Origin of the sequence: Lacibacter sp. H375 (assembly GCF_037892425.1) — a bacterium.
In the GTDB taxonomy this organism is placed as follows: domain Bacteria; phylum Bacteroidota; class Bacteroidia; order Chitinophagales; family Chitinophagaceae; genus Lacibacter.
In genome coordinates, this window is sequence record NZ_JBBKTT010000001.1 from 2,286,443 (window position 1) to 2,307,006 (window position 20,564).

Consider the following 20,564-nt stretch of genomic DNA (forward strand, 5'->3'; position numbering starts at 1 on the left):
TTTTTACTAACGTGGGAATGAGATGTTTAGAGTAGCAGGAATAGGCTTAGTAGTGAGGAAAGAATCAAAAGTCCATCAACCCAACCAAGATAAAAGTAATCACTGTTTTGTCTTTTTGAAACACGTAACAGGTAAATGGCAACAATACCAGGTATTAACTGGAGCAAATGAAGATAAGAGTCGAAACGGACGGCTAAGAATACAACCGAGAACGAATAAAGAACAACATTAATAATAAAAAAGAACTGGAACTGTTGCTCGTTCATGATGTTGGCTGGCGTATGTACTCCCATTTCAAAATCCCGAAGCCTGTCACGGTAATCGAAGATCATGGTTGCAAGCGCTACTAATAGAAGCCGGCTGATAAAAAGAAAGACCTCATTTACATTAGGCTCCACTTCAAAAAAAGCAAGCGGCAATACAACTGTTGCATAGGCCCACACAAAACCAATAAAATAACTCTTAATAAAGGTAAGGATGGAGGGCAGCTTAATTGGTTCCTTCAATAAAAGCGGAGCCGTGTAAGCCGAATTAAAAACTATAGCCAGTATAATATGTGTATTGATGCTTCGGATCTTCCACCAAAACCACAACGTGGCAATCATTGATAAAATGTTTAAGATTGCTGTAGCTGTCTTTGCTTCCCGAAACCATTCCAGTTGTTCCGATGAAGTGCTCTTTTTTGCGGCGAAACTGAAATGAAGATTGTAGCTAAGAAGCGTTGCAAAAAATATAAATGCAATAAGTGTTAACGGGTAATCAAAAAGCGAGTAGAATAGTTTGGTTTGCACACAAAGTGCCGCTGCACTTACAGCAATAACAATATGATAAAAAAGAAGGAACCGGGTGAGCCGTGGCATTACAACAAACACTTAAAAAGGCAGTGTAATGGGGTCGGACTGCACTGCATTGCTTGTATCACCTGTTTTGTCAACAATTCTGAATCTGAAGATGGCTATATGCGGCTGAGAATTACAATTATTTCCGGATAATGTACCGTAACCGATAATACTTCCACTGGCATACTTTACCTTAACGTTCACTTTCTGATTAGGTTCGCCCGGGAAGTTTGGGATCGTGTATACTTCATCTGTAAAGCTATTTAATTGGCAGGCAGGCGATGGTGCATCCAGTTTATCGATAATAATTTCACCTTGGGCATCACCTTCTTTATCTGTAACTGTTAAATCAAACTCAATGAAATTAGCGTTGCCACCTGCGGGATTGAAAACTTCGCCCTGTTTTATGGATTTTATTTCAACCTGCGGCTTGGTCGTATATTTATCTTTTCCGCAGCCTGCCAGCAGGGAAGCGAATACAAAAAGAAACAATAGTTTTGCCTTCATAAGAAAAAGTTCTTAGTTCAAATTTAAGCATTAATACCCCACTAAAAAATTGATTCCTCCTTTTGTTAACAATCTTTTTGAGTTAAGCGAAACCCGGCTCAGTGAGCTGGTGCAGCAGTCGTTTCACTTTCAGTACAACAGTAACCCTGTTTACAGATCTTTTTGCGACGCATTGCGTATAGAAACGACGGAAGAATCGACAATGGAGGATATCCCTTTTTTACCTATCAGCTTTTTTAAAACCCATCGTATCGAAAGCACAGAATTTATTCCGGAAACATTGTTTGAAAGCAGTGGCACTTCGCAAACCATACAAAGCAAGCATTATGTAAAGAGCCTTACTTTGTATGAAGAAGCTTTTACAAAGGCGTTTGTGCGGCAATATGGTTTGCCGGAGAACTATTGCTTTCTTGGTTTGTTACCATCTTACCTTGAGCGTAGCCATTCATCGCTGGTGTATATGGTGCAAAAGTTGATGGAGAAAAGTAACCATCCAATGAATGGTTTCTATCTCAATAATTTCCAGGAGTTATTTGATAGATTAAAGCTGCTGGAAAAAGGAGGTCAGCCAACTATTCTCATTGGTGTTACATTCGGTTTGCTCGATTTTGCTGAGCAATACCAGTTACCATTGACGAATACTATCATCATGGAAACTGGAGGCATGAAGGGCAGGAGGGAAGAGATGACAAGAGAACAGGTGCACCTTCAACTAAAAAGAAGTTTTTCTGTTGAAACAATTCATTCAGAATATGGGATGACAGAATTGCTTAGCCAGGCTTATTCAAAAGGGAATGGTATTTTTCAATGTCCGCCGTGGATGAAAGTTTTGGTGAGGGATGAAGATGATCCCTTGCACATCAGCACCGTTGGAAAAGGTGCTATCAACATTGTCGACCTTGCCAATGTATATTCCGTCAGTTTTATTGCAACTGATGATGTGGGCGAAGTATTTGACGATGGTAGTTTTCGTGTATTGGGCCGCATGGATAATAGTGATATTCGTGGATGCAGCTTGCTTGCCTTGTAGTTTATTAAACTTGTCAGATACCCTTTAAATTAGAACTTACAACACAGAACTTTCTTATGCTTTCCGATAAATTACAAATGTTTCAAAACCGGCTTACGAAAGTGTATAAACACCGCAGCAAGCAAGCTAAAAGAATGGGCATCAGCTGCTATCGTTTGTATGACAAAGATTTGCCGGAATTCCCCGTAAGCATTGATGTGTATGATACAAGAGTTTGTGTGAGTGAATACAAAGCCAAACATAATTTAACTGAAGAAGAGCATCTTGATTGGCTGGAAGGAACCGTTGATGTGATTGCAGATGTATTAGAGATGGATGAAGAACGTATTTACACCAAAGAACGCAGAAGAAAAAGTAACCGCCAGGCACAATACCAAAAGACGGCCGAAGAAAAAGAGTTTTTTGAAGTACAGGAAAATGGATTGAAATTCTTAGTGAATCTTTCAGACTATTTGGATACAGGTTTGTTTCTCGATCATCGCACAACACGAAAGATGGTGATGGAAGAAGCAAACGGTAAAAAAGTATTGAACCTGTTTGCATATACCGGTTCATTCAGCGTGTACGCTGCTGCCGGTGGTGCTGAAGAAGTGGTTACAGTTGATTTATCGAATACTTATATCGATTGGGCGAAAAAGAATTTTGAAGCAAACTTTTTCATTGATCATAAGAAATACAAGTTTGTTGTGGCAGATGTGAAACAATATCTGGAGACGCTTACGCCCAACACATTTGATATTGTGGTGATGGACCCGCCTACGTTCAGCAACAGTAAAAAAATGAAAGACTTTCTGGATATTCAGCTCGATCACGTGGAGCTCATCAACCAAACATTAAAAGCAATGAAGCCCGGCGGCATTTTATATTTCAGTAATAATGCAAGGAAGTTTGAATTATATGAAAGTGAAATACAGGCATCTGCTATAAAAGATATTACCAAAGCCACTACTCCGTTTGATTTTGAAGGTAAACTACAACGTTGGTGCTGGCGAATGATACGATAATCGTATTTACACTCGTAGTTTTACTTGTTCTCGTATAGGGATAAAACATTGGCCCATGATTGGATTTGATGTAGAATAGAAGTAATTTTTCATTCTGTTAGTGCTCAAAATCCAGAACTATGAAACCAAATCTTCTCCTGCTACAGGAACATCCCCGTTTAAAAAAGGTTCTCGCATTCACTTTTGTAGCTCTCATATTGCTTATTGGCATTGGCACAAACTATGCAATAGAATCAAGTGTGTTACAATCTGCCCAGGAACATTCTGCACAAAACGATTCTGTTATTAAGCATCAACAATATCAGCAAGTAGTTGAAAAAACGATGTTTCTCATTACACAAAGTGATCACAACCTCGAAGATTATGTGCAGGCAGGCGATCTTCATAAGAAAGAAGCATTTGTAAAAAACAGTATCGCAATAGATAAAAATCTTCAGGAAGTAAAGAGTACATATGCAGGTTATATCCCTAAATATTTAGTGAACGTATTTGTACATAAATCTGCTAACCGCATTCAATTGAACAGGAACATCCTTTCTGTTTATGATTCAGCAGGACAGGCAGCTGCACTGGAAATGATCAATAGTGTTGCTTACAGATCATCATTTAAAGAAATTACGTTTGGAGAACAGGAACTCATTAGTGCATTGGGAATAAAAATCGAACAACTTAATAATAAGATCACCATTGAGAAAGCAGAGATGGTAAGTCTCGATCGTAAATGGAATATGGTTTCACTCATTTTTATGTCACTTATAGCCTTGCTGGTAGTATATAAAATGATTGAAACAAACCGACTGAATAATACTTTGTCAATTGCAATTCTAAAAGGGCAGCAGGCACAATTGGTCAAAGATCAATTTATTTCAAACGTTACACACGAGTTACGTACACCCTTGAATTCTATCATTGGTTATACTAATTTGCTATTGAAAAAAGAACATGCGCCGGAAACAAAGCAATGGATCCAGTCGATGAAAATATCGGGTAATTTGTTGATGGAAGTGATCAATGATGTACTTGATTATTCTAAACTCGAATCGGGTCATTTTCAATTTTCCAACGAAGCATTTGATGTAAAACAAGTGATCAGTAATCTCAACAACGTATTACAAAACCGGGCAGAAGCAAAAAACATTTCATTACATGTTCAGATGGATGAAAAACTGCCCGATTGTGTTTCAGGCGATGCAAAGAAACTGATGCAGATATTGGTGAATCTTACCGGCAACTCCATTAAGTTTACTGAGCAAGGCTCTGTTTCAGTTGCAGCAAAAGTACTGAAGCAGTCGGGTGAGAAAGCGTGGATACAATTCATAGTTTCAGATACGGGCATTGGTATCGAAAAAGATAAACTTCCGTATGTATTTGAACGCTTTTACCAGATCGAAAGCAAAACATCTAAAAAATATTACGGAACAGGATTGGGTCTGCCTATTGTTAAGCAACTGGTTGAAATGCAAGGAGGTGAAATTGACGTGTTCTCTACACCCGGAGAAGGAACTCAATTTGTATTGCTGTTACCTTTCACAATTGCCACAGCTGTAGAAAAGGAAAATGAAACAGAGCTTGTAATTAATAAAGAAAAACTTATTAAGAAGCGTATCTTAATTGTGGATGATAACGAAATGAACCGTGACCTGATGGGTTATCTTCTTGCAGAACATCAATTCTTATTCGATAAGGCAGAAAGTGGTATGACGGCTCTTCAACTATTGAAACAAAAGAATTACGATTTTATTTTAATGGATATTCAAATGCCTGGCCTAAGTGGCATTGATACCACTAAAAAAATCAGGGCTGAGTTGAATATGCAAACGCCAATCATTGGGTTGAGCGCATTTTGTCAAAGTTTGGAACAGCAGAATGCAATCAACGCTGGCATGAACGCCTACCTCACCAAACCTGTTGATGAACGCAAGTTGCTTGAACTACTCAATCATTATAGCGATTGGGATGCAGAACCTGCTACGCCTCAACATTCGCAATTAAAATTGGTGAATATCGATTACCTGCATCGTTTAACAGGAGGAAACAAAGAAAACATCCAGGATTTGCTGAACAAGGCATTCGACTTTTTGCCAAGCGAAGTAAAACGTTTGCAGGAATCTTTTGCAGCAGAAGATCAACAATTGATCAAGGAAACTGCACACAATATGAAATCAACATTACGCATATTAGGTGTTGATGAACATGTTTCCAGCAAAGTGATACAGATTGAAAAGGCGAACATCTCTGAGAATAATGAAAAAGAGCGTATAAAACATCTTATTGATGAGCTGGATTCTTCTGTACAAGTAGTGCTGCAGGAATTGCGTGAGTATCTTGAAGCTGCCTGATTCATTCTTTTGATATTTTTTCTTCGCTTATCTTGCAATCAAATACGATTGCAATGAACAAAGTTGTTTCAAATGCCGATGAAGCAATCAACGACATCCCCGATGGGGCCATTCTTATGCTTGGTGGCTTTGGTTTGTGCGGTATTCCCGAAAACTGTATTTCCGCTTTAGTTAAAAAAGGAACAAAGCAACTCACTTGCATTTCAAACAATGCAGGCGTAGATGATTTTGGTATTGGGTTAATGCTCAAACAAAAGCAAGTGAAGAAAATGATCTCTTCTTACGTGGGTGAGAATGCAGAATTTGAACGCCAATTGTTGAGTGGCGAACTGGAAGTGGAATTAATTCCCCAAGGAACATTGGCCACACGTTGCATGGCTGCCGGTTACGGAATGCCCGCCATATATACACCGGCAGGTGTGGGAACGGAGGTAGCTGAAGGAAAAGAAGTCCGCAATTTTAATGGTAAAGATTATTTACTCGAATATGCATTTGATGCCGACTATGCCATTGTAAAAGCGTGGAAAGGAGATACAATGGGTAATCTTATTTTCAAAGACACCGCAAGAAATTTCAATCCATTAATGGCAATGGCAGGTAAAATAACTATTGCGGAAGTGGAAGAACTTGTAGAACCGGGAATCTTACATCCCAACGCTATCCAGACACCAGGAATTTATGTGCATCGCATTTTCCAGGGGACTGGTTATGAAAAACGGATCGAACAACGGACAGTAAGAAAGCGAATTTGAGAATGTGGCAATTTGAAAATGTTATTTCGTGTTTTCAGGTTGCTTAAATAATCGGTCTATTTTATTTTCAAATTTTCGAATCAACGAATTTTCAAATTGCTTTTATGGCTTTAACAAAAGAACAAATAGCGCAACGCATTGCCAAAGAATTAAAAGATGGATACTATGTAAACCTCGGTATTGGTATTCCAACTTTGGTTGCGAATTATATTCCTGCAGGTATTCATGTAGAATTGCAAAGCGAAAATGGATTACTCGGCATGGGCCCTTTTCCTTTTGAAGGAGAGGAAGATCCTGATCTCATCAACGCAGGTAAGCAAACCATCACAACGTTACCAGGCTCTGCATTTTTCGATAGTGCCATGAGCTTTGGAATGATCCGTGCGGGGAAAGTTGATCTTACTGTACTTGGTGCAATGGAAGTAAGTGAGCAAGGTGATATTGCCAATTGGAAAATTCCCGGCAAGATGGTGAAAGGAATGGGTGGTGCTATGGATCTTGTTGCCAGCGCAAAAAATATTATTGTGGCCATGATGCATACCAATCCAAAAGGCGAAAGCAAATTGTTACCGCAATGTGCGTTACCGCTAACGGGAATTAAATGTGTGAAAAAAATCGTCAGCGATTTGGCTGTTCTTGACGTTACTCCTGATGGATTTAAATTACTGGAACGTGCTCCCGGAGTTTCAGTAGAAGAAATTATTTCAAAAACTGCAGGAAAATTAATTGTTGAAGGAGAAATTCATGAGATGACATTTTAAAAAATAAAAATACAAGAGCAATAATAAAAATCCCGGTTGTTACAACCGGGATTTTTATTTGAGTGTACAGTTAAACCAATTCGGCTTCCATTGCCAATTCTTCTTTTGGCAATGGTTTCATGCAGAAGAACCAATCCTTGCAATACACATCTTTTTCTTTGCCCGCCATTCGTTCCGATGCAACACCGCAACTGTTTGCAGGCGGAACAATCACATCCTCACCCGGAATCCAATCGGCAGGAAGTGCGACCGCATGTTTATCTGCAGTTTGCAGACCCATCAGTACTCGTTTCAATTCTTTAAAGTTGCGACCTAATGAAAGCGGATAATAGATAATGGCTCTTATGATGCCCTTTGGATCAATGAAGAACACAGCCCTCACAGCTTTAGTAGAACTTTCTCCGGGTTGTATCATGCCATACATTTTGGCAATTTTCATTGTAATATCTTCTATAAGAGGAAATTTTACTTCCACATTTTTCCAACCACGAAAATCAATTTTATCCTTGATTGTGCGTAACCATGCAATGTGGCTGTATAGTCCATCCACACTTAATCCTACTAATTGTGTATTCAGTTTTGCAAACTCAGGCTCCATCTTAGCAAAGGTCATAAATTCTGATGTACATACGGGCGTGAAGTCGGCGGGATGGCTAAACAGAACGATCCATTTACCCTGATAATCGTTTGGGAAATGGATATTGCCTTGTGTGGTTACTGCAGTAAACGACGGAGCAGGGTCGCCGATGCGTGGCATACTGATTGAAGTTGGGTTTTCTATTTCGTTGAGCATAAAAAAGAGTTTTAAGTGAATAAACGGTTAACTATTGAAGGTACTGTTATAGCACCCTGTTTTCCAGTGAGCGAAGTCATGAACAGTTGTGATTGTGGGAAGTAAATTCAAAATAGTAAATCTGATTCCTGGAATTTGAGGTTTTTGCCAGGCCCCATTTAAAGTTTGGCAAGGTTTTTACCCTCCATTGAACAGCATCGTTGAGGAATAGCTTGATCGACCATGCTGTTTGTATATGAAGTAACTGAAAAGGATCAACCTTTTTGGAACAGTCATTTCTATGCAACACTTTAACCATTGTTAGGACACCTTTATTATTCATGTTCAAAAAAGAATGTTATGAAACTCAGTTACGTTGTTACGATAGCCTTCTCGTTAGTCCTGTTTACTTCTTGTGTAAGCAGTAAGAAATTTAAAAAGGCACAAGATGATTATGCTCAACTGCAAAATCGTTACACAACAATTGAAGGAAGTCTTGCCGATTGTAATAATCAAAAATCCGTTTTGGAAAGAGAAAAAGCTGATCTCAACAAACGTGTAACAGACCTCAACCAGGAGATGGAACGCATCAAACAGAATTACACCCAAGCGATCATGCAATTGGAAAATCTATCGGTAATTTCCAAACAGCAGGCAGAAAGCATCAAACAATCATTGCAGAATATTGGCGCTAAGGACGCTTATATACAAACCTTGCAACAACAGATGGCCTATAAAGATTCACTCAACATGGTATTGGTGATGAATTTGAAAGGCGCAATAGGCAACATCAATGACGAAGACATTAATATTAAAGTGGATAAAGGGGTGGTGTATATTGATATTTCTGATAAATTATTGTTCAAGAGCGGCAGTTATACAATAACTGATCGTGCAAAAGAAGTATTAGGTAAAGTGGCATTGGTGTTGAAGAATCAACCTGATATTGAGTTTATGGTTGAAGGTCATACAGATAATGTGCCTTTCCGTGGTAATGCATCATTAGTTGATAACTGGGATCTTAGTGTAAAACGTGCCACTACGGTTGTTCGTTTATTGCAAAAAGAATATGGAATGGATCCTGCTAAGATGGCCGCTGCTGGTCGTGGTGAATACCATCCGGTAGGTACAAATGATTCAAACGATGGAAAAGCGTTGAATAGAAGAACAAGAATTGTTATCCTTCCACAGTTGGATCAGTTCTTCAAACTCCTCGAACCACAGAAATAATATTCAATCAGCATAAATCAGAAAAGGCCACAGTAATGTGGCCTTTTTGTATCGAAAGCAAATGCTTCTATCAGTTTGTTGTATACACTTTAATGAAGCCATCAGTTTCGCTGCTGGCAATAAATAAACTTTTGCCATTCGGGCTTTTATCAGCAGAAACAAATAACACACCTTCGGGGCCAATACCTGTATTAAGCCATTGACTGAATACTGGTTTAGTTGGATTTGTAATATCATAGATCGCTACTGCATTTGCTCTTTCCAAACCAACAAACAACAAGTTGTTATTACCAACACGACCAATGGTGATACCTTCCGGCTCGCAACCTTTATCATCACTTCTTCCATCAGGGTATTTTCCAAGTTCATTTGCTTTCAGATCGATTTGGTTTTTGCTGTCGTAAACCAATTGACCAGTTAACCCATTCCAGATACTGAATGAACGTGCACCGTATGAATACAATTCATCGTAGTCACCATCACCGTCATTATCACCAAGTGTTGTTGTAATATTTAAGCGACCCAACTGTGCATTTGTTTTTAATGCTGCTGCATTTGGGAAAGCAACAGGATCAAGTATTACAGACGAATGATTTACTCTTCTTATTTCAACAGGTGTTAAACCTGCATATTCTCTTGCATCACCTTCATTGGCAGAATAAATAAACGGCACACCATTGTGACTGTTTACAGCAATTGCATCTGGCAAATACATTCCTTTTACCGGCCATGCGCCAAAGTTGATACCGCCATCCTGATCACTTGGATCAATTGTATTCATCGGGTTATTATAATCTTTAAAACCTAAAGGAAAAATATCAGTAATGTTTTTTGTTGAGAGATCAATTTTGGCAATGCCATTGTTCTCCTGCAATGTAACCCATGCAGTATTACTGTTGGTTGATACTGCAATGTATTCAGGTTCTACATCCTGCTCAAAACTTGCATTTTTGCCAAACAAACGAAAGCCTTTTGTTTTTAATTCAGCTGCTCTTGAAGCAAAACTGCTGAAGTCAAGCGTTGTAACAGCATAATTATCGTTCACATCAATAATAGAAACAGTTCCAAGCGGATCAATCGTGTAAGGCTCATTCGGTTCGCCTTCATTTGCTGTAAGAATAAAATTTCCATCAGGTGTAAAAGTGATCATATCGGGTAATGCCCCAACAGTTACAATGGCAATAGCATCATGTGTTGCTGTATTAAACACAACCACTTTACCATTATTTGTTTTAGGAACAGCTTCAATTGCTGCTGCAAGTTTACCATTGTATACACTTACACTATTTACCAACCCGCCATAGATCGCAATATTGATATTGCCTGTAATTACTGGTGATGCAGGATTACTCAGATCAACAACTTCAATACGGTTATTACCTGCGCTGTTGTTTACTACAAACAGTTTTTTTGTTTCAGGATCGTAAGTGCTGATCTCAGCAGCGCCTGTTCCGCCACCAATAGCAAGACTGCTTATTTCAGAAAATGTAGTTGATTCCTGGCGTGCGGCAAAACCAGGTGAAGTCTGTTTCGAATTTTCCTGCTCCGTATTGAGTTTTGTACAGGCATTCAATAATACAATGCAGCTGATGAGTAAAAAGGATTTTCTCATTATGTAAGTTTATTAGTTGAGCGGCAATGGTAGACGTAGAAAGTTAAGAAAATATGACGGGAAGGTTATGAAAAGATGAAGTGAACTGATTCAAAAGTGATTTTTTGCAAATAATTATATCGCTCACTGGCTGCCGGATTGCAGCGGCACCGCAGCGTAGCGGAGGTACAGCGAAAAGCCGGAACTGCTGCTGCCAAAAGCACTAAAGCCGACAGCCCCAACTCCTAATATTCCCCACAAATCCTCCCCAAAACGTCATTTTTTCCGCATCTCGAACACTGTTTGTACTTTTTCGTATAGATTAATCTGTACTTTTGTGTATAGATTGAAATTCATTAGAAATACGACTAAATAGAACGAATTATGAGTGAGATGCTCAATACACTGGAGCAAACGGCCCTGAGTGAGTACAAATATGGTTGGGTAACCGACATTGAAGCCGACGAGGCGCCTCCCGGACTTAGCGAAGACATTGTGCGTTTCATCAGCGCCAAAAAGAAAGAACCCGAGTGGATGCTCGAATGGCGACTCAAAGCCTACCGCCATTGGTTAAAAATGACCGAGCCGGAATGGGCGAATGTGAAATACCCAAAGGTTGATTACAATTCCATTAAATATTACAGCGCTCCCAAGCAAAAGAAAACACTCAACAGTTTAGATGAGGTAGACCCTGAATTGCGGGCTACGTTTGAAAAGCTGGGTATTTCGCTCGATGAACAAAAGCGTTTGAGCAATGTGGCGGTGGATGCGGTGATCGATTCGGTTTCCATTGCAACAACATTTAAAAAAGAACTTGCTGAGCTCGGTATCATTTTCTGCAGCATGAGCGAAGCGGTGCAGGAACATCCCGAACTGATCAAAAAATGGTTGGGCTCGGTTGTGCCGATGACTGATAATTATTTTTCTGCTTTAAATAGCGCTGTGTTCAGCGATGGTAGTTTTTGCTACATTCCAAAAGGTGTAAAAAGTCCAATGGAGCTAAGCACTTACTTCCGCATCAACGCAGAAAACACCGGACAGTTTGAACGTACATTGATCGTTGCCGAAGAAGGCAGTTATGTAAGTTATCTCGAAGGTTGTACAGCGCCTATGCGTGATGAAAATCAATTGCATGCTGCGGTGGTTGAAATTGTAGCACTTGATAATGCTGAAGTAAAATATTCAACAGTACAGAACTGGTACCCCGGCGATAAAGATGGGAAAGGCGGTATCTACAACTTTGTTACGAAGCGTGGTATTTGCGCAGGTGTAAATTCAAAGATCAGCTGGACCCAGGTTGAAACCGGATCTGCTGTTACATGGAAATATCCTTCAGTAATATTAAAAGGTGATAACAGCCAGGGTGAATTTTATTCGGTTGCTGTTACCAACAATCATCAGCAAGCCGATACAGGAACGAAGATGATGCACATTGGTAAGAACACAAGAAGCCGAATTGTATCGAAAGGTATTTCTGCAGGTTTCAGTCAAAACTCTTATCGTGGTTTGGTGCAGGTGGGTAAGAACGCTGTTAACGCAAGAAACTTTTCACAGTGTGATAGTTTGTTGCTTGGCGATAAATGCGGTGCACACACCTTCCCTTACATTGAAGTAAAGAACAGCACTGCTCAGGTAGAGCATGAAGCCACCACTTCTAAAATTGGTGAAGACCAGATTTTCTATTGCAATCAACGTGGTCTCGATACTGAAACGGCAGTTGCATTGATCATTAATGGTTTTGCCAAAGAAGTGATGAATCAATTGCCGATGGAGTTTGCTGTGGAAGCACAGAAACTATTGGCGATCTCATTAGAAGGAAGTGTGGGGTAACCACAGAGACACGGAGGCACAGAGAAAAAAATGTTGCTTCCATTATAAACTAAAGCACATTAAAAACGAATAAATCACATAGGTCAGAAAAAAGCTCTGCGTCTCTGAGCCTCTGTGGTGAAAAATCAAAGTATATGTTATCAATCAAAAATTTACAGGCAAGGATTGAAGAGAAGGAAATCTTAAAAGGTATCAATCTTGATATTAAACCAGGTGAAGTACATGCGATCATGGGTCCAAACGGTAGTGGTAAATCAACCTTGGCTTCTGTGTTAGCTGGTCGTGCTGATTACGAAGTAACCGGCGGTAGTGTTGAGTTCTTGGGAAAAGATTTGTTAGAACTTTCTCCTGAAGATCGTGCACGTGAAGGTGTATTTCTTGCATTTCAATACCCGATTGAAATTCCCGGTGTAAGCACTACCAACTTTGTAAAAACAGCCGTGAATGAAATACGCAAGTATCGTGGTGAAGAACCAATGGATGCAGTTGCTTTCCTAAAGTTGATGAAAGAAAGAATGAAACTTGTGAATATTGACCAGGCATTGTTAAGCCGTTCATTGAACGAAGGTTTCAGTGGTGGTGAAAAGAAACGTAACGAAATTTTCCAGATGGCAATGCTTGAACCTAAGCTTGCGATCCTTGATGAAACAGATAGTGGTTTGGATATTGATGCTCTCCGCATTGTTGCAGAAGGTGTAAACAAACTCAAATCAAAAGACAACGCTACATTGGTGATTACGCACTACCAACGCTTGCTCGATTATATCGTTCCTGATTATGTACACATTCTCTACAAAGGACGTATTGTAAAAACAGGTGGTAAAGAATTAGCTTTGGAACTGGAAGAAAAAGGATACGATTTTATTAAGGAAGAATTGGGAGAAGAAGTAGAAGCGTAAGTTAACCACAGAGACACAGAGGCACAGAGCAAATTCTCTGCGAACTCCATTCCTCCGTGGTAAAAAACAAAAATCAAGATGTCAGAATTAAAAGAATTAATACAGGATAAGCTCAGCAAAGAATCATTCAGCGGTAATGGTTCATTAAAGGCGTTGAGTCAAAAAGGATTGGAACTGTTCAATGAACAAGGTATTCCAACGGTGAAGCACGAAGAGTGGAAGTACACACGTATTAGCGCTGTACTCAACAAGGATTTTTCTTATGCAGAAGGTGCAACAGCAATCACTGCAAAAGATGTGGAAGAGTTTCGTTTGCCGGGTCATGAAGCAGCCAATGAACTGGTATTTGTAAACGGCATTTATCATGCAGAACTTTCTAATATCCAATCATCTGTTGATGAGTTGGTGATTCTTCCGTTGAGTGAAGCAGTGAAAGGTGAATACAAAACAATCGTTGATGCAAATCTTGGTCATAGTGCCAGCTATCATAAAGATGGCATCAATGCATTGAACAATGCATTTGCTTACCAGGGCTTATTTATTTCGGTAAGGAAAAATAAATCAGTAGAGCATCCATTGTATTGCTATTACATCAACGATGCAAGAACAGTGAATGTATTATCGCAACCACGCACGTTGATTCATGTGGCGGTGAATGCAGAGGTAACGATCGTGGAAGAAGAAGTAACTATTGGTACAAGTGATTCATTCATTAACAAGATCTCTGAGATTGTTGTAGAAGAAAATGCACAGGTGCATTTATATAAAATTCAGAACGAAGACAGTCACAGCAGTTGTGTAAAAACAACACATGTGCGTCAGGTAGGAGTGAGCAAGGTAAACTCAGTAACCATTACACTCAATGGTGGTGTTATCCGTAACAACCTCAATTTTATTTTAGAAGCACCGGGTTGTGAAAGCAATATGTATGGTTTGTATTGCGTGAAGGGTGATACCCATGTCGACAATCATACCATCGTTGATAACAAAATGCCTAACAGTTTAAGCAATGAGCTGTACAAAGGCATTATTGATGAAAATGCAACGGCGGTATTCAATGGTAAGATTTTTGTTCGCCAGGATGCACAAAAGACAAACGCATATCAAAGCAATAAGAATATTTTATTGAGTGATACTGCAACAGTGAACACCAAACCACAGCTGGAAATTTTTGCAGATGATGTAAAGTGCTCACACGGTTGTACCATTGGCCGACTGGATGATGAAGCATTGTTTTATCTGCAATCAAGAGGTATTGGTGATAAAGCTGCAAAGGCTTTACTACTGCATGCATTCGCCATTGAGGTTTTGGAGAAGATTGAACTGGAGCCGATCCGTCAGTACGTCGATCAGATCATTTCTGAGCGTTTGGATTTTGAAATATAGTTACTAACCACAGAGACACCAAGACACGGAGATGAATACAAACTAATACAGTTTGAATAGTATTTCCGGAGCGATTGTAGATTGCTCAATTCGGGTTCATAGAGAATTAGGTCCTGGGTTGCTTGAAAGTGTTTATGAGGTTTGTTTGATGAAGGAATTAATAAGCGAAGGATTGACAGTAAGAAGGCAGGTGGCGTTACCTGTTTTCTACAAAGGCGAGAATATTGGACTGGATTTTAAAATTGATTTATTGGTAGAAGAGGAGGTGATTGTTGAGTTGAAAACAGTTGATAATATTCTTCCGGTTCATGAAGCACAATTACTGACTTATTTGAAATTGTCTGAAAAGCGTTTAGGTCTTTTAATAAATTTTAATGTTAAACTTTTAAAGGATGGCATCAAGAGAATGGTTTTCTGACTCTGTGTCTCTGCGCCTCCGTGGTAAAATATATGTCAACAACAGCTTTACATATTGCGTTTGATGTAGACCAGGTAAGAAGGCACTTCCCGATATTGAAGCGTGAGGTAAAAGGAAAGCCCTTGGTTTATTTTGATAATGCAGCCACTACACAGAAACCTGTTGAAGTGATCGATGCATTAACAAGCTACTATCAATATTTTAATGCAAATATCCACCGTGGTATTCACTCACTAGCTGAAGAAGCAACTGCAGCTTACGAAGCAACAAGAGATACGGTGCAACAATTCATTAATGCCAGGCAACGTGAAGAAATTATTTTCACCAGAGGTGTAACTGAAAGCATTAACCTCGTTGCATACACGTGGGCACGTACAAATCTGAAAGCTGGTGATGAGATTATGATCAGTGGTATGGAGCATCACAGCAATATTGTTCCCTGGCAGTTGATTGCTGAAATGACGGGTGCAACGTTGAAAGTAATTCCTGTTGACGATAATGGTGAATTGATGATGGATGAATTTCACAAACTGCTGAGCGAAAAAGTGAAGCTGGTTTCTGTGGTGCATGCATCCAATTCATTAGGAACAATCAATCCTGTAAAAGAAATTATTGATGCAGCACATAAGGTTGGTGCAATTGTGATGCTGGATGGTGCACAGTCAACCGTGCATTTGGATATTGATGTGCAGGAACTCGATTGCGATTTCTTTGCCATCAGTTCACACAAAGTATATGGTCCCACTGGAATTGGTGTGTTGTATGGTAAAAGAGCATTGCTGGAAGCCATGCCGCCGTTCATGGGTGGTGGTGAAATGATCAAAGATGTAACGTTTGAAAAAACAACCTGGAACGAATTGCCTTATAAGTTCGAAGCAGGTACACCCAATATTGCAGATACTGTTGCATTGAAAGCTGCGATTGATTTTGTTCAACGCATCGGCAAGAAACAGATCCGGTTGCACGAAGAAGAACTGTTACGATATGCAACGGAAGAATTGCAAAGTATAGATGGTATCCGTTTAATTGGACAGGCAAAGCAAAAAGTAAGTGTTGCGTCATTTGTAGTGGAAGGTGTTCATCCGCAGGATTTAGGTATTCTGTTGGATAATCAAGGTGTAGCAGTGCGCACCGGTCACCATTGTACACAGCCATTAATGAACCGCTTTGGTATTCCCGGCACTACAAGAGCAAGTTTTGCGATGTATAATACCAAAGATGAAATTGATGTAATGATTGCAGGTTTACATAAAGCAATTAAGTTATTAAGATGAGTGAAGTGAAATCAATAGCAGAAATAGAAGAAGAAATAGTTGATGATTTTTCCCTGTTTGACACATGGGATGAGAAGTATGAATACATCATCGATATGGGCAAGAAGTTGAAACCATTGGAAGACGAGCATAAGAAAGACGAGAACAAAATAAAAGGTTGTCAGAGCACAGTATGGATGGTGAGTGAGTTCAAAGATGGCAAAGTGGTTTACCGTGCAGAAAGTGATGCGGTGATTGTAAAAGGTTTGGTGAGTTTGCTCATTCGTGTATTGAGCGGACATGCCCCGAAAGAGATCATTGATGCAAAACTTGATTTTATTGATAAGATCGGTATGAAGCAACACCTGGCGCAGACAAGAAGTAATGGTTTGCTGAGCATGGTGAAACAAATGAAATTAGATGCAACAGTTTATTTAGCACAACAAGCAAGTAAGAACTGATGAGTTTAAACAAAGAAGATATCAAAGAAAAGATCATCGAGAAACTGCAAACTGTATTTGATCCCGAGTTGCCGGTGAATATTTATGATCTTGGACTGATCTATAATATCGACATCAATGATAAGGGTTATGCGCAGATCACAATGACATTGACAGCTCCGAGTTGTCCTGCTGCACAATCATTACCTGTTGAAGTTGATCAGAAAGTAAGAGAAGTAGAAGGTGTAACAGATGCAAATGTGATGATCACCTGGACACCGAAGTGGGAGAAGAGTATGATGAGCGAAGTGGCAGCATTGGAATTAGGATTTATGTAATGACTTGCTCCTGTCTGAAGACAGGAGAATAAAAAAATATTATTATGGCAATGATTTCATTAGATAGTTTAATGGGCAATGAAGGCCCCAGCTATCCCGAACAAATAGCAGCACCTTACCGCAAGGAATTGGTGGATGCAGGTTTTGAACAAATGATGACCGTGGAAGATGTAGAGAAAGTACTGTCAGGTAATCCCGGCAAAAGTATTCTTGTAGTATTGAACAGTGTATGTGGTTGCAGTGCAAGAGTGAGCCGACCCGGTGCGTTACTCAGCTTTTTTAATCATGTTGTGCCAGATGTAAAAGCAACCTTGTTTGCAGGCATGGAAAAAGAAGCGGTTGTGCATTTCCGTGAGAAATACCTTAACAGTGTTACACCTTCTTCGCCCAATGTCCTGTTGTTGAAAGACGGAAAGGTATTGTTGCACCTGCAACGTCACCAGATCGAAACAACAGATGCAGGAACAATTGCTGATGCATTGATCACTGCTTACAACGAGCATTGCACAAAGCAATCAACCGAAACAGAGCGTGAAGAGTTAAGAACCTATTTCAAAAATTTATACCAGGTAGATCCATTAGCAACACAAGCATAAGAATAACCACAGAGACGCAGGGACACAGGGAAGTGGTTATTATTCGAAGGTTTTATAAATAATAAACAGAGCAAATTCATCTTTAAAAACCAAACATAAAGACATTAGAAACTCCGTGTTCTCTGTGTCTCCGTGGTAAAATCAAAAGCATGAAAATTACTTCATCAGAAGAGTACGGTATCAGGATCCTCATCCGCATTGCATCGGCTAATCCCGTTGAAGGGCTGAGTATTCCGCAGTTGAGTGAAGCAGAGAAGCTGACAGAACCACATGTGGCAAAGATCTGCCGCACGCTGCGAATGGAAGGCTTCATCAACAGTACGCCCGGTTACAAAGGTGGTTATGTGTTGGCGAAACCTGCTGAGCAGATCGTCATCAACGATGTGTTGAAAGCATTGGGTGGTATGTTGTTCGATCAACAGTTTTGTGATACACATACAGGCCTCGGACGTTTGTGTACCAACTCGGTTGACTGCAGCACACGTTCCTTATGGAAAATGATTCAGTACACGCTCGATAATCTTCTCAATAAATTAACGCTGAAAGATTTGATGGTAAATGAAAAGGAAGTGGAGTTGAAACTAGAAGCAATACTGCAGCGTAATGTTGAAGAGTTGTTGAAGTAAAGGGAATTACTTTTTGTACACCTAATCTGTCTTTTGGCTATCTTAATTGAATGAAGAAAAACATCTATACTAATTGTTTGCTGCTTGTTAGTTTCCTGGTTTTTATTTCTTGTGGGAAAGAGAAAGCTTGTTATACCTCTCCTTTGAACCTTGCTTTTGTCAAATACAAAATGGATGAGGTTGATTCGATTTATGTTTTGAAAATAAAAAAGAACTCAAGCCCAGTTGAGTTGCTCGACTCTTTTCTGATAACATCAAATAATGCATACTATTCAAGTAACTTGGATACAATTTTTATCAATAATTACAACCACACTATTTTAACCAGCGATTTCGATTGGGAACTTAGACTTGGTGCAAACCAGCAAACTATTAATTTGGAAGATATTATTACAGAGGGACGAAAACAGAAATGCGGGGGATTATTATCACTTGATTGTCTTCCCTGCAATGATCCCGTAAAATCAGTTTCGGTGAACGGCCAAGCTGTGGTTTTTGCAAATGAGAATCTTGCTCAGGTTGTAATCAGGAAGTAAAAAATGTTGGATTTTGAGTCTTTTATATCCTCCAATCCACAATCTCATTCACCCATTCTTTCTTCTCAGGCGTTGTGATCTTAATATAATTATCGGTATAACCTTCCATCATTCCGTTCTTGCTATGTCCTTCAAACAACACCGGTCTTGTTTCACCTGCATGTTGCTCGGTAAAGTATTGCATCTTCATGTAAGAAAGATTACGGAGTGCTTTGTTACGTTCATAGCGTGTGGTCATGGGTACAACAGGACCGAGCGTTAATGCATGTGTGTTATCACGTTCAGAATAAGTGAACACATGTAAATACGATATATCGAGCGAGTGCAGGAATTCAAATGTTTCATTGAAGAGTTCATCTGTTTCGCCGGGGAAACCAACGATCACATCAACTCCAATACAACAATGCGGCATCAGTTCTTTAATGAGTGCAACACGTTCGGCGTACAATTCACGCTTGTAACGGCGGCGCATCATTCCTAACACTGTATTGCTTCCGCTTTGCAAGGGAATATGAAAATGCGGCATAAACTTTTTGCTCCTGCTTACAAATTCAATGATCTCGTTGGTAAGCAGGTTGGGTTCAATTGAAGAGATGCGGTAACGTTCAATACCATCCACTTCATCTAACTGCTGAATGAGGTCGTAGAAATTTTCTTCACGGTTATAAATCGAAAGTGAACCATCACCATCGGCACCTTTACCAAAATCACCAAGGTTCACACCCGTCAACACAATTTCTTTACTGCCGCCTGCTGCAATTTCTTTTGCGTTGGCAATTACATTCGCCACATTATCACTTCTGCTTTTGCCACGTGCCTGGGGAATGGTGCAGAACGAACAGGTATAATCGCAACCGTCCTGTACTTTTAAAAACGTACGTGTACGGTCGTTAATGGAATAAGAAGCATTGAAGCCACTTACATCTTCAATTTCACAACTGCTGATCTTTGCACTATCGCCTTTGGCCAGTTCTTTAATGTGCGAAACAATATTGAATTTTTCTGCAGCACCCAACACCAGATCAACACCGGGTATCTCTGCAATTTCTTTTGGCTTCAGTTGTGCATAACACCCGGTGATTACCACCAAACTTTCAGGTGACTTGCGTTGAATTCGACGCACAAGCTGACGACATTCTTTATCGGCATTATCGGTTACAGAGCAGGTGTTGATGACATACACATCGGCCAGGTCGTCAAACTCTTTCTTCTCAAAACCTTCACTCTCCATCTGCCGACTGAGTGTGGATGTTTCGGAGTAGTTGAGTTTACAACCGAGTGTGTGAAATGCGACTGATTTTGCTGCTGCCATGAGGGCTGCAAAGATAACGAAGAATGGAGAAAGGAGCGCAAGGAAGAGTGTGGATAGATTTACCTGCTTGTCAGCTTTTAAAAGGTTGGCAACCATAATGTAACC

The 20,564-nt window shown here is 39.8% G+C and carries 21 protein-coding genes; 16 read left to right on the forward strand and 5 right to left on the reverse strand.

Annotation, left to right across the window (positions count from 1 at the left end):
• Window positions 1–26 precede the first annotated feature (26 nt).
• Together WG954_RS10095 and WG954_RS10100 are read right to left on the reverse strand one after the other, a co-directional pair.
• Entirely contained in the window at window positions 27–860 is an 834-nt protein-coding gene (locus WG954_RS10095) for a UbiA prenyltransferase family protein (RefSeq protein WP_340436072.1), read from the reverse strand.
• Between the two features lie 12 nt (window positions 861–872).
• Complete coding sequence (locus WG954_RS10100; protein WP_340436074.1) at window positions 873–1,346, reverse strand: hypothetical protein; 474 nt, start codon at window positions 1,344–1,346, stop codon at window positions 873–875.
• 49 nt (window positions 1,347–1,395) lie between these two features.
• Between WG954_RS10100 and WG954_RS10105 the strand changes: the two genes are divergently transcribed.
• The 5 genes from WG954_RS10105 to WG954_RS10125 all read left to right on the forward strand — a co-directional run bounded on the left by WG954_RS10105 (window position 1,396) and on the right by WG954_RS10125 (window position 7,232).
• On the forward strand, window positions 1,396–2,376 hold the full coding sequence (locus WG954_RS10105; RefSeq protein ID WP_340436076.1) for a LuxE/PaaK family acyltransferase: 981 nt from the start codon (window positions 1,396–1,398) through the stop codon (window positions 2,374–2,376).
• A gap of 56 nt (window positions 2,377–2,432) precedes the next feature.
• Window positions 2,433–3,380, forward strand: coding sequence for a class I SAM-dependent methyltransferase (locus WG954_RS10110; protein WP_340436078.1), 948 nt, complete (start codon window positions 2,433–2,435; stop codon window positions 3,378–3,380).
• A gap of 119 nt (window positions 3,381–3,499) precedes the next feature.
• Complete coding sequence (locus WG954_RS10115) at window positions 3,500–5,719, forward strand: ATP-binding protein (protein ID WP_340436079.1); 2,220 nt, start codon at window positions 3,500–3,502, stop codon at window positions 5,717–5,719.
• A gap of 53 nt (window positions 5,720–5,772) precedes the next feature.
• Window positions 5,773–6,471, forward strand: a complete 699-nt coding sequence (locus tag WG954_RS10120) for a CoA transferase subunit A (RefSeq protein ID WP_340436081.1) — start codon at window positions 5,773–5,775, stop codon at window positions 6,469–6,471.
• Between the two features lie 104 nt (window positions 6,472–6,575).
• Window positions 6,576–7,232, forward strand: a complete 657-nt coding sequence (locus WG954_RS10125) for a CoA transferase subunit B (RefSeq protein WP_340436082.1) — start codon at window positions 6,576–6,578, stop codon at window positions 7,230–7,232.
• A gap of 70 nt (window positions 7,233–7,302) precedes the next feature.
• Here WG954_RS10125 and WG954_RS10130 read toward each other — a convergent pair whose 3' ends face one another.
• Window positions 7,303–8,025: a peroxiredoxin gene (locus tag WG954_RS10130; RefSeq protein ID WP_340436084.1), complete on the reverse strand. Its 723-nt coding sequence runs from the start codon at window positions 8,023–8,025 to the stop codon at window positions 7,303–7,305.
• Window positions 8,026–8,364: 339 nt separating this feature from the next.
• Between WG954_RS10130 and WG954_RS10135 the strand changes: the two genes are divergently transcribed.
• Window positions 8,365–9,234 (forward strand): OmpA family protein, encoded by an 870-nt coding sequence (locus tag WG954_RS10135; protein WP_340436087.1) that lies wholly within the window; start codon window positions 8,365–8,367, stop codon window positions 9,232–9,234.
• Between the two features lie 70 nt (window positions 9,235–9,304).
• Here WG954_RS10135 and WG954_RS10140 read toward each other — a convergent pair whose 3' ends face one another.
• On the reverse strand, window positions 9,305–10,846 hold the full coding sequence (locus WG954_RS10140) for a choice-of-anchor I family protein (RefSeq protein WP_340436089.1): 1,542 nt from the start codon (window positions 10,844–10,846) through the stop codon (window positions 9,305–9,307).
• Window positions 10,847–11,209: 363 nt separating this feature from the next.
• Here WG954_RS10140 and sufB point away from each other — a divergent pair, with 363 nt between their 5' ends.
• The 10 genes from sufB to WG954_RS10190 all read left to right on the forward strand — a co-directional run bounded on the left by sufB (window position 11,210) and on the right by WG954_RS10190 (window position 19,147).
• Entirely contained in the window at window positions 11,210–12,655 is a 1,446-nt protein-coding gene (gene sufB, locus WG954_RS10145) for a Fe-S cluster assembly protein SufB (RefSeq protein ID WP_340436091.1), read from the forward strand.
• A 134-nt stretch (window positions 12,656–12,789) separates the two neighbouring features.
• The gene (sufC, locus tag WG954_RS10150) at window positions 12,790–13,554 is read left to right on the forward strand and encodes a Fe-S cluster assembly ATPase SufC (protein ID WP_340436094.1); all 765 of its coding nucleotides are present in this window, start codon (window positions 12,790–12,792) and stop codon (window positions 13,552–13,554) included.
• Window positions 13,555–13,632: 78 nt separating this feature from the next.
• Window positions 13,633–14,940 carry a Fe-S cluster assembly protein SufD gene (gene sufD / locus WG954_RS10155; RefSeq protein ID WP_340436096.1) on the forward strand — a complete coding sequence of 436 codons (1,308 nt, stop codon included), beginning with the start codon at window positions 13,633–13,635 and terminating at the stop codon, window positions 14,938–14,940.
• Between the two features lie 52 nt (window positions 14,941–14,992).
• On the forward strand, window positions 14,993–15,358 hold the full coding sequence (locus tag WG954_RS10160; RefSeq protein ID WP_340436098.1) for a GxxExxY protein: 366 nt from the start codon (window positions 14,993–14,995) through the stop codon (window positions 15,356–15,358).
• Between the two features lie 32 nt (window positions 15,359–15,390).
• The gene (locus tag WG954_RS10165; RefSeq protein WP_340436100.1) at window positions 15,391–16,632 is read left to right on the forward strand and encodes a SufS family cysteine desulfurase; all 1,242 of its coding nucleotides are present in this window, start codon (window positions 15,391–15,393) and stop codon (window positions 16,630–16,632) included.
• Window positions 16,629–17,072 carry a SufE family protein gene (locus WG954_RS10170; RefSeq protein ID WP_340436102.1) on the forward strand — a complete coding sequence of 148 codons (444 nt, stop codon included), beginning with the start codon at window positions 16,629–16,631 and terminating at the stop codon, window positions 17,070–17,072. The genes WG954_RS10165 and WG954_RS10170 overlap by 4 nt, the downstream gene beginning before the upstream one ends.
• The gene (locus tag WG954_RS10175; protein ID WP_340436103.1) at window positions 17,072–17,389 is read left to right on the forward strand and encodes a DUF59 domain-containing protein; all 318 of its coding nucleotides are present in this window, start codon (window positions 17,072–17,074) and stop codon (window positions 17,387–17,389) included. The genes WG954_RS10170 and WG954_RS10175 overlap by 1 nt, the downstream gene beginning before the upstream one ends.
• A 44-nt stretch (window positions 17,390–17,433) precedes the next feature.
• A complete protein-coding gene (locus WG954_RS10180; RefSeq protein WP_340436104.1) occupies window positions 17,434–17,985 on the forward strand; it encodes a BrxA/BrxB family bacilliredoxin in 552 nt (183 codons plus the stop codon).
• Between the two features lie 149 nt (window positions 17,986–18,134).
• A complete protein-coding gene (locus tag WG954_RS10185; protein WP_340436106.1) occupies window positions 18,135–18,611 on the forward strand; it encodes an RrF2 family transcriptional regulator in 477 nt (158 codons plus the stop codon).
• Between the two features lie 50 nt (window positions 18,612–18,661).
• Window positions 18,662–19,147, forward strand: a complete 486-nt coding sequence (locus tag WG954_RS10190) for a hypothetical protein (RefSeq protein WP_340436109.1) — start codon at window positions 18,662–18,664, stop codon at window positions 19,145–19,147.
• A 22-nt stretch (window positions 19,148–19,169) separates the two neighbouring features.
• On the opposite strand, the gene mtaB is transcribed toward WG954_RS10190, so the two are convergent.
• Window positions 19,170–20,555 carry a tRNA (N(6)-L-threonylcarbamoyladenosine(37)-C(2))-methylthiotransferase MtaB gene (gene mtaB, locus WG954_RS10195; protein WP_340436111.1) on the reverse strand — a complete coding sequence of 462 codons (1,386 nt, stop codon included), beginning with the start codon at window positions 20,553–20,555 and terminating at the stop codon, window positions 19,170–19,172.
• Window positions 20,556–20,564: the final 9 nt, after the last annotated feature.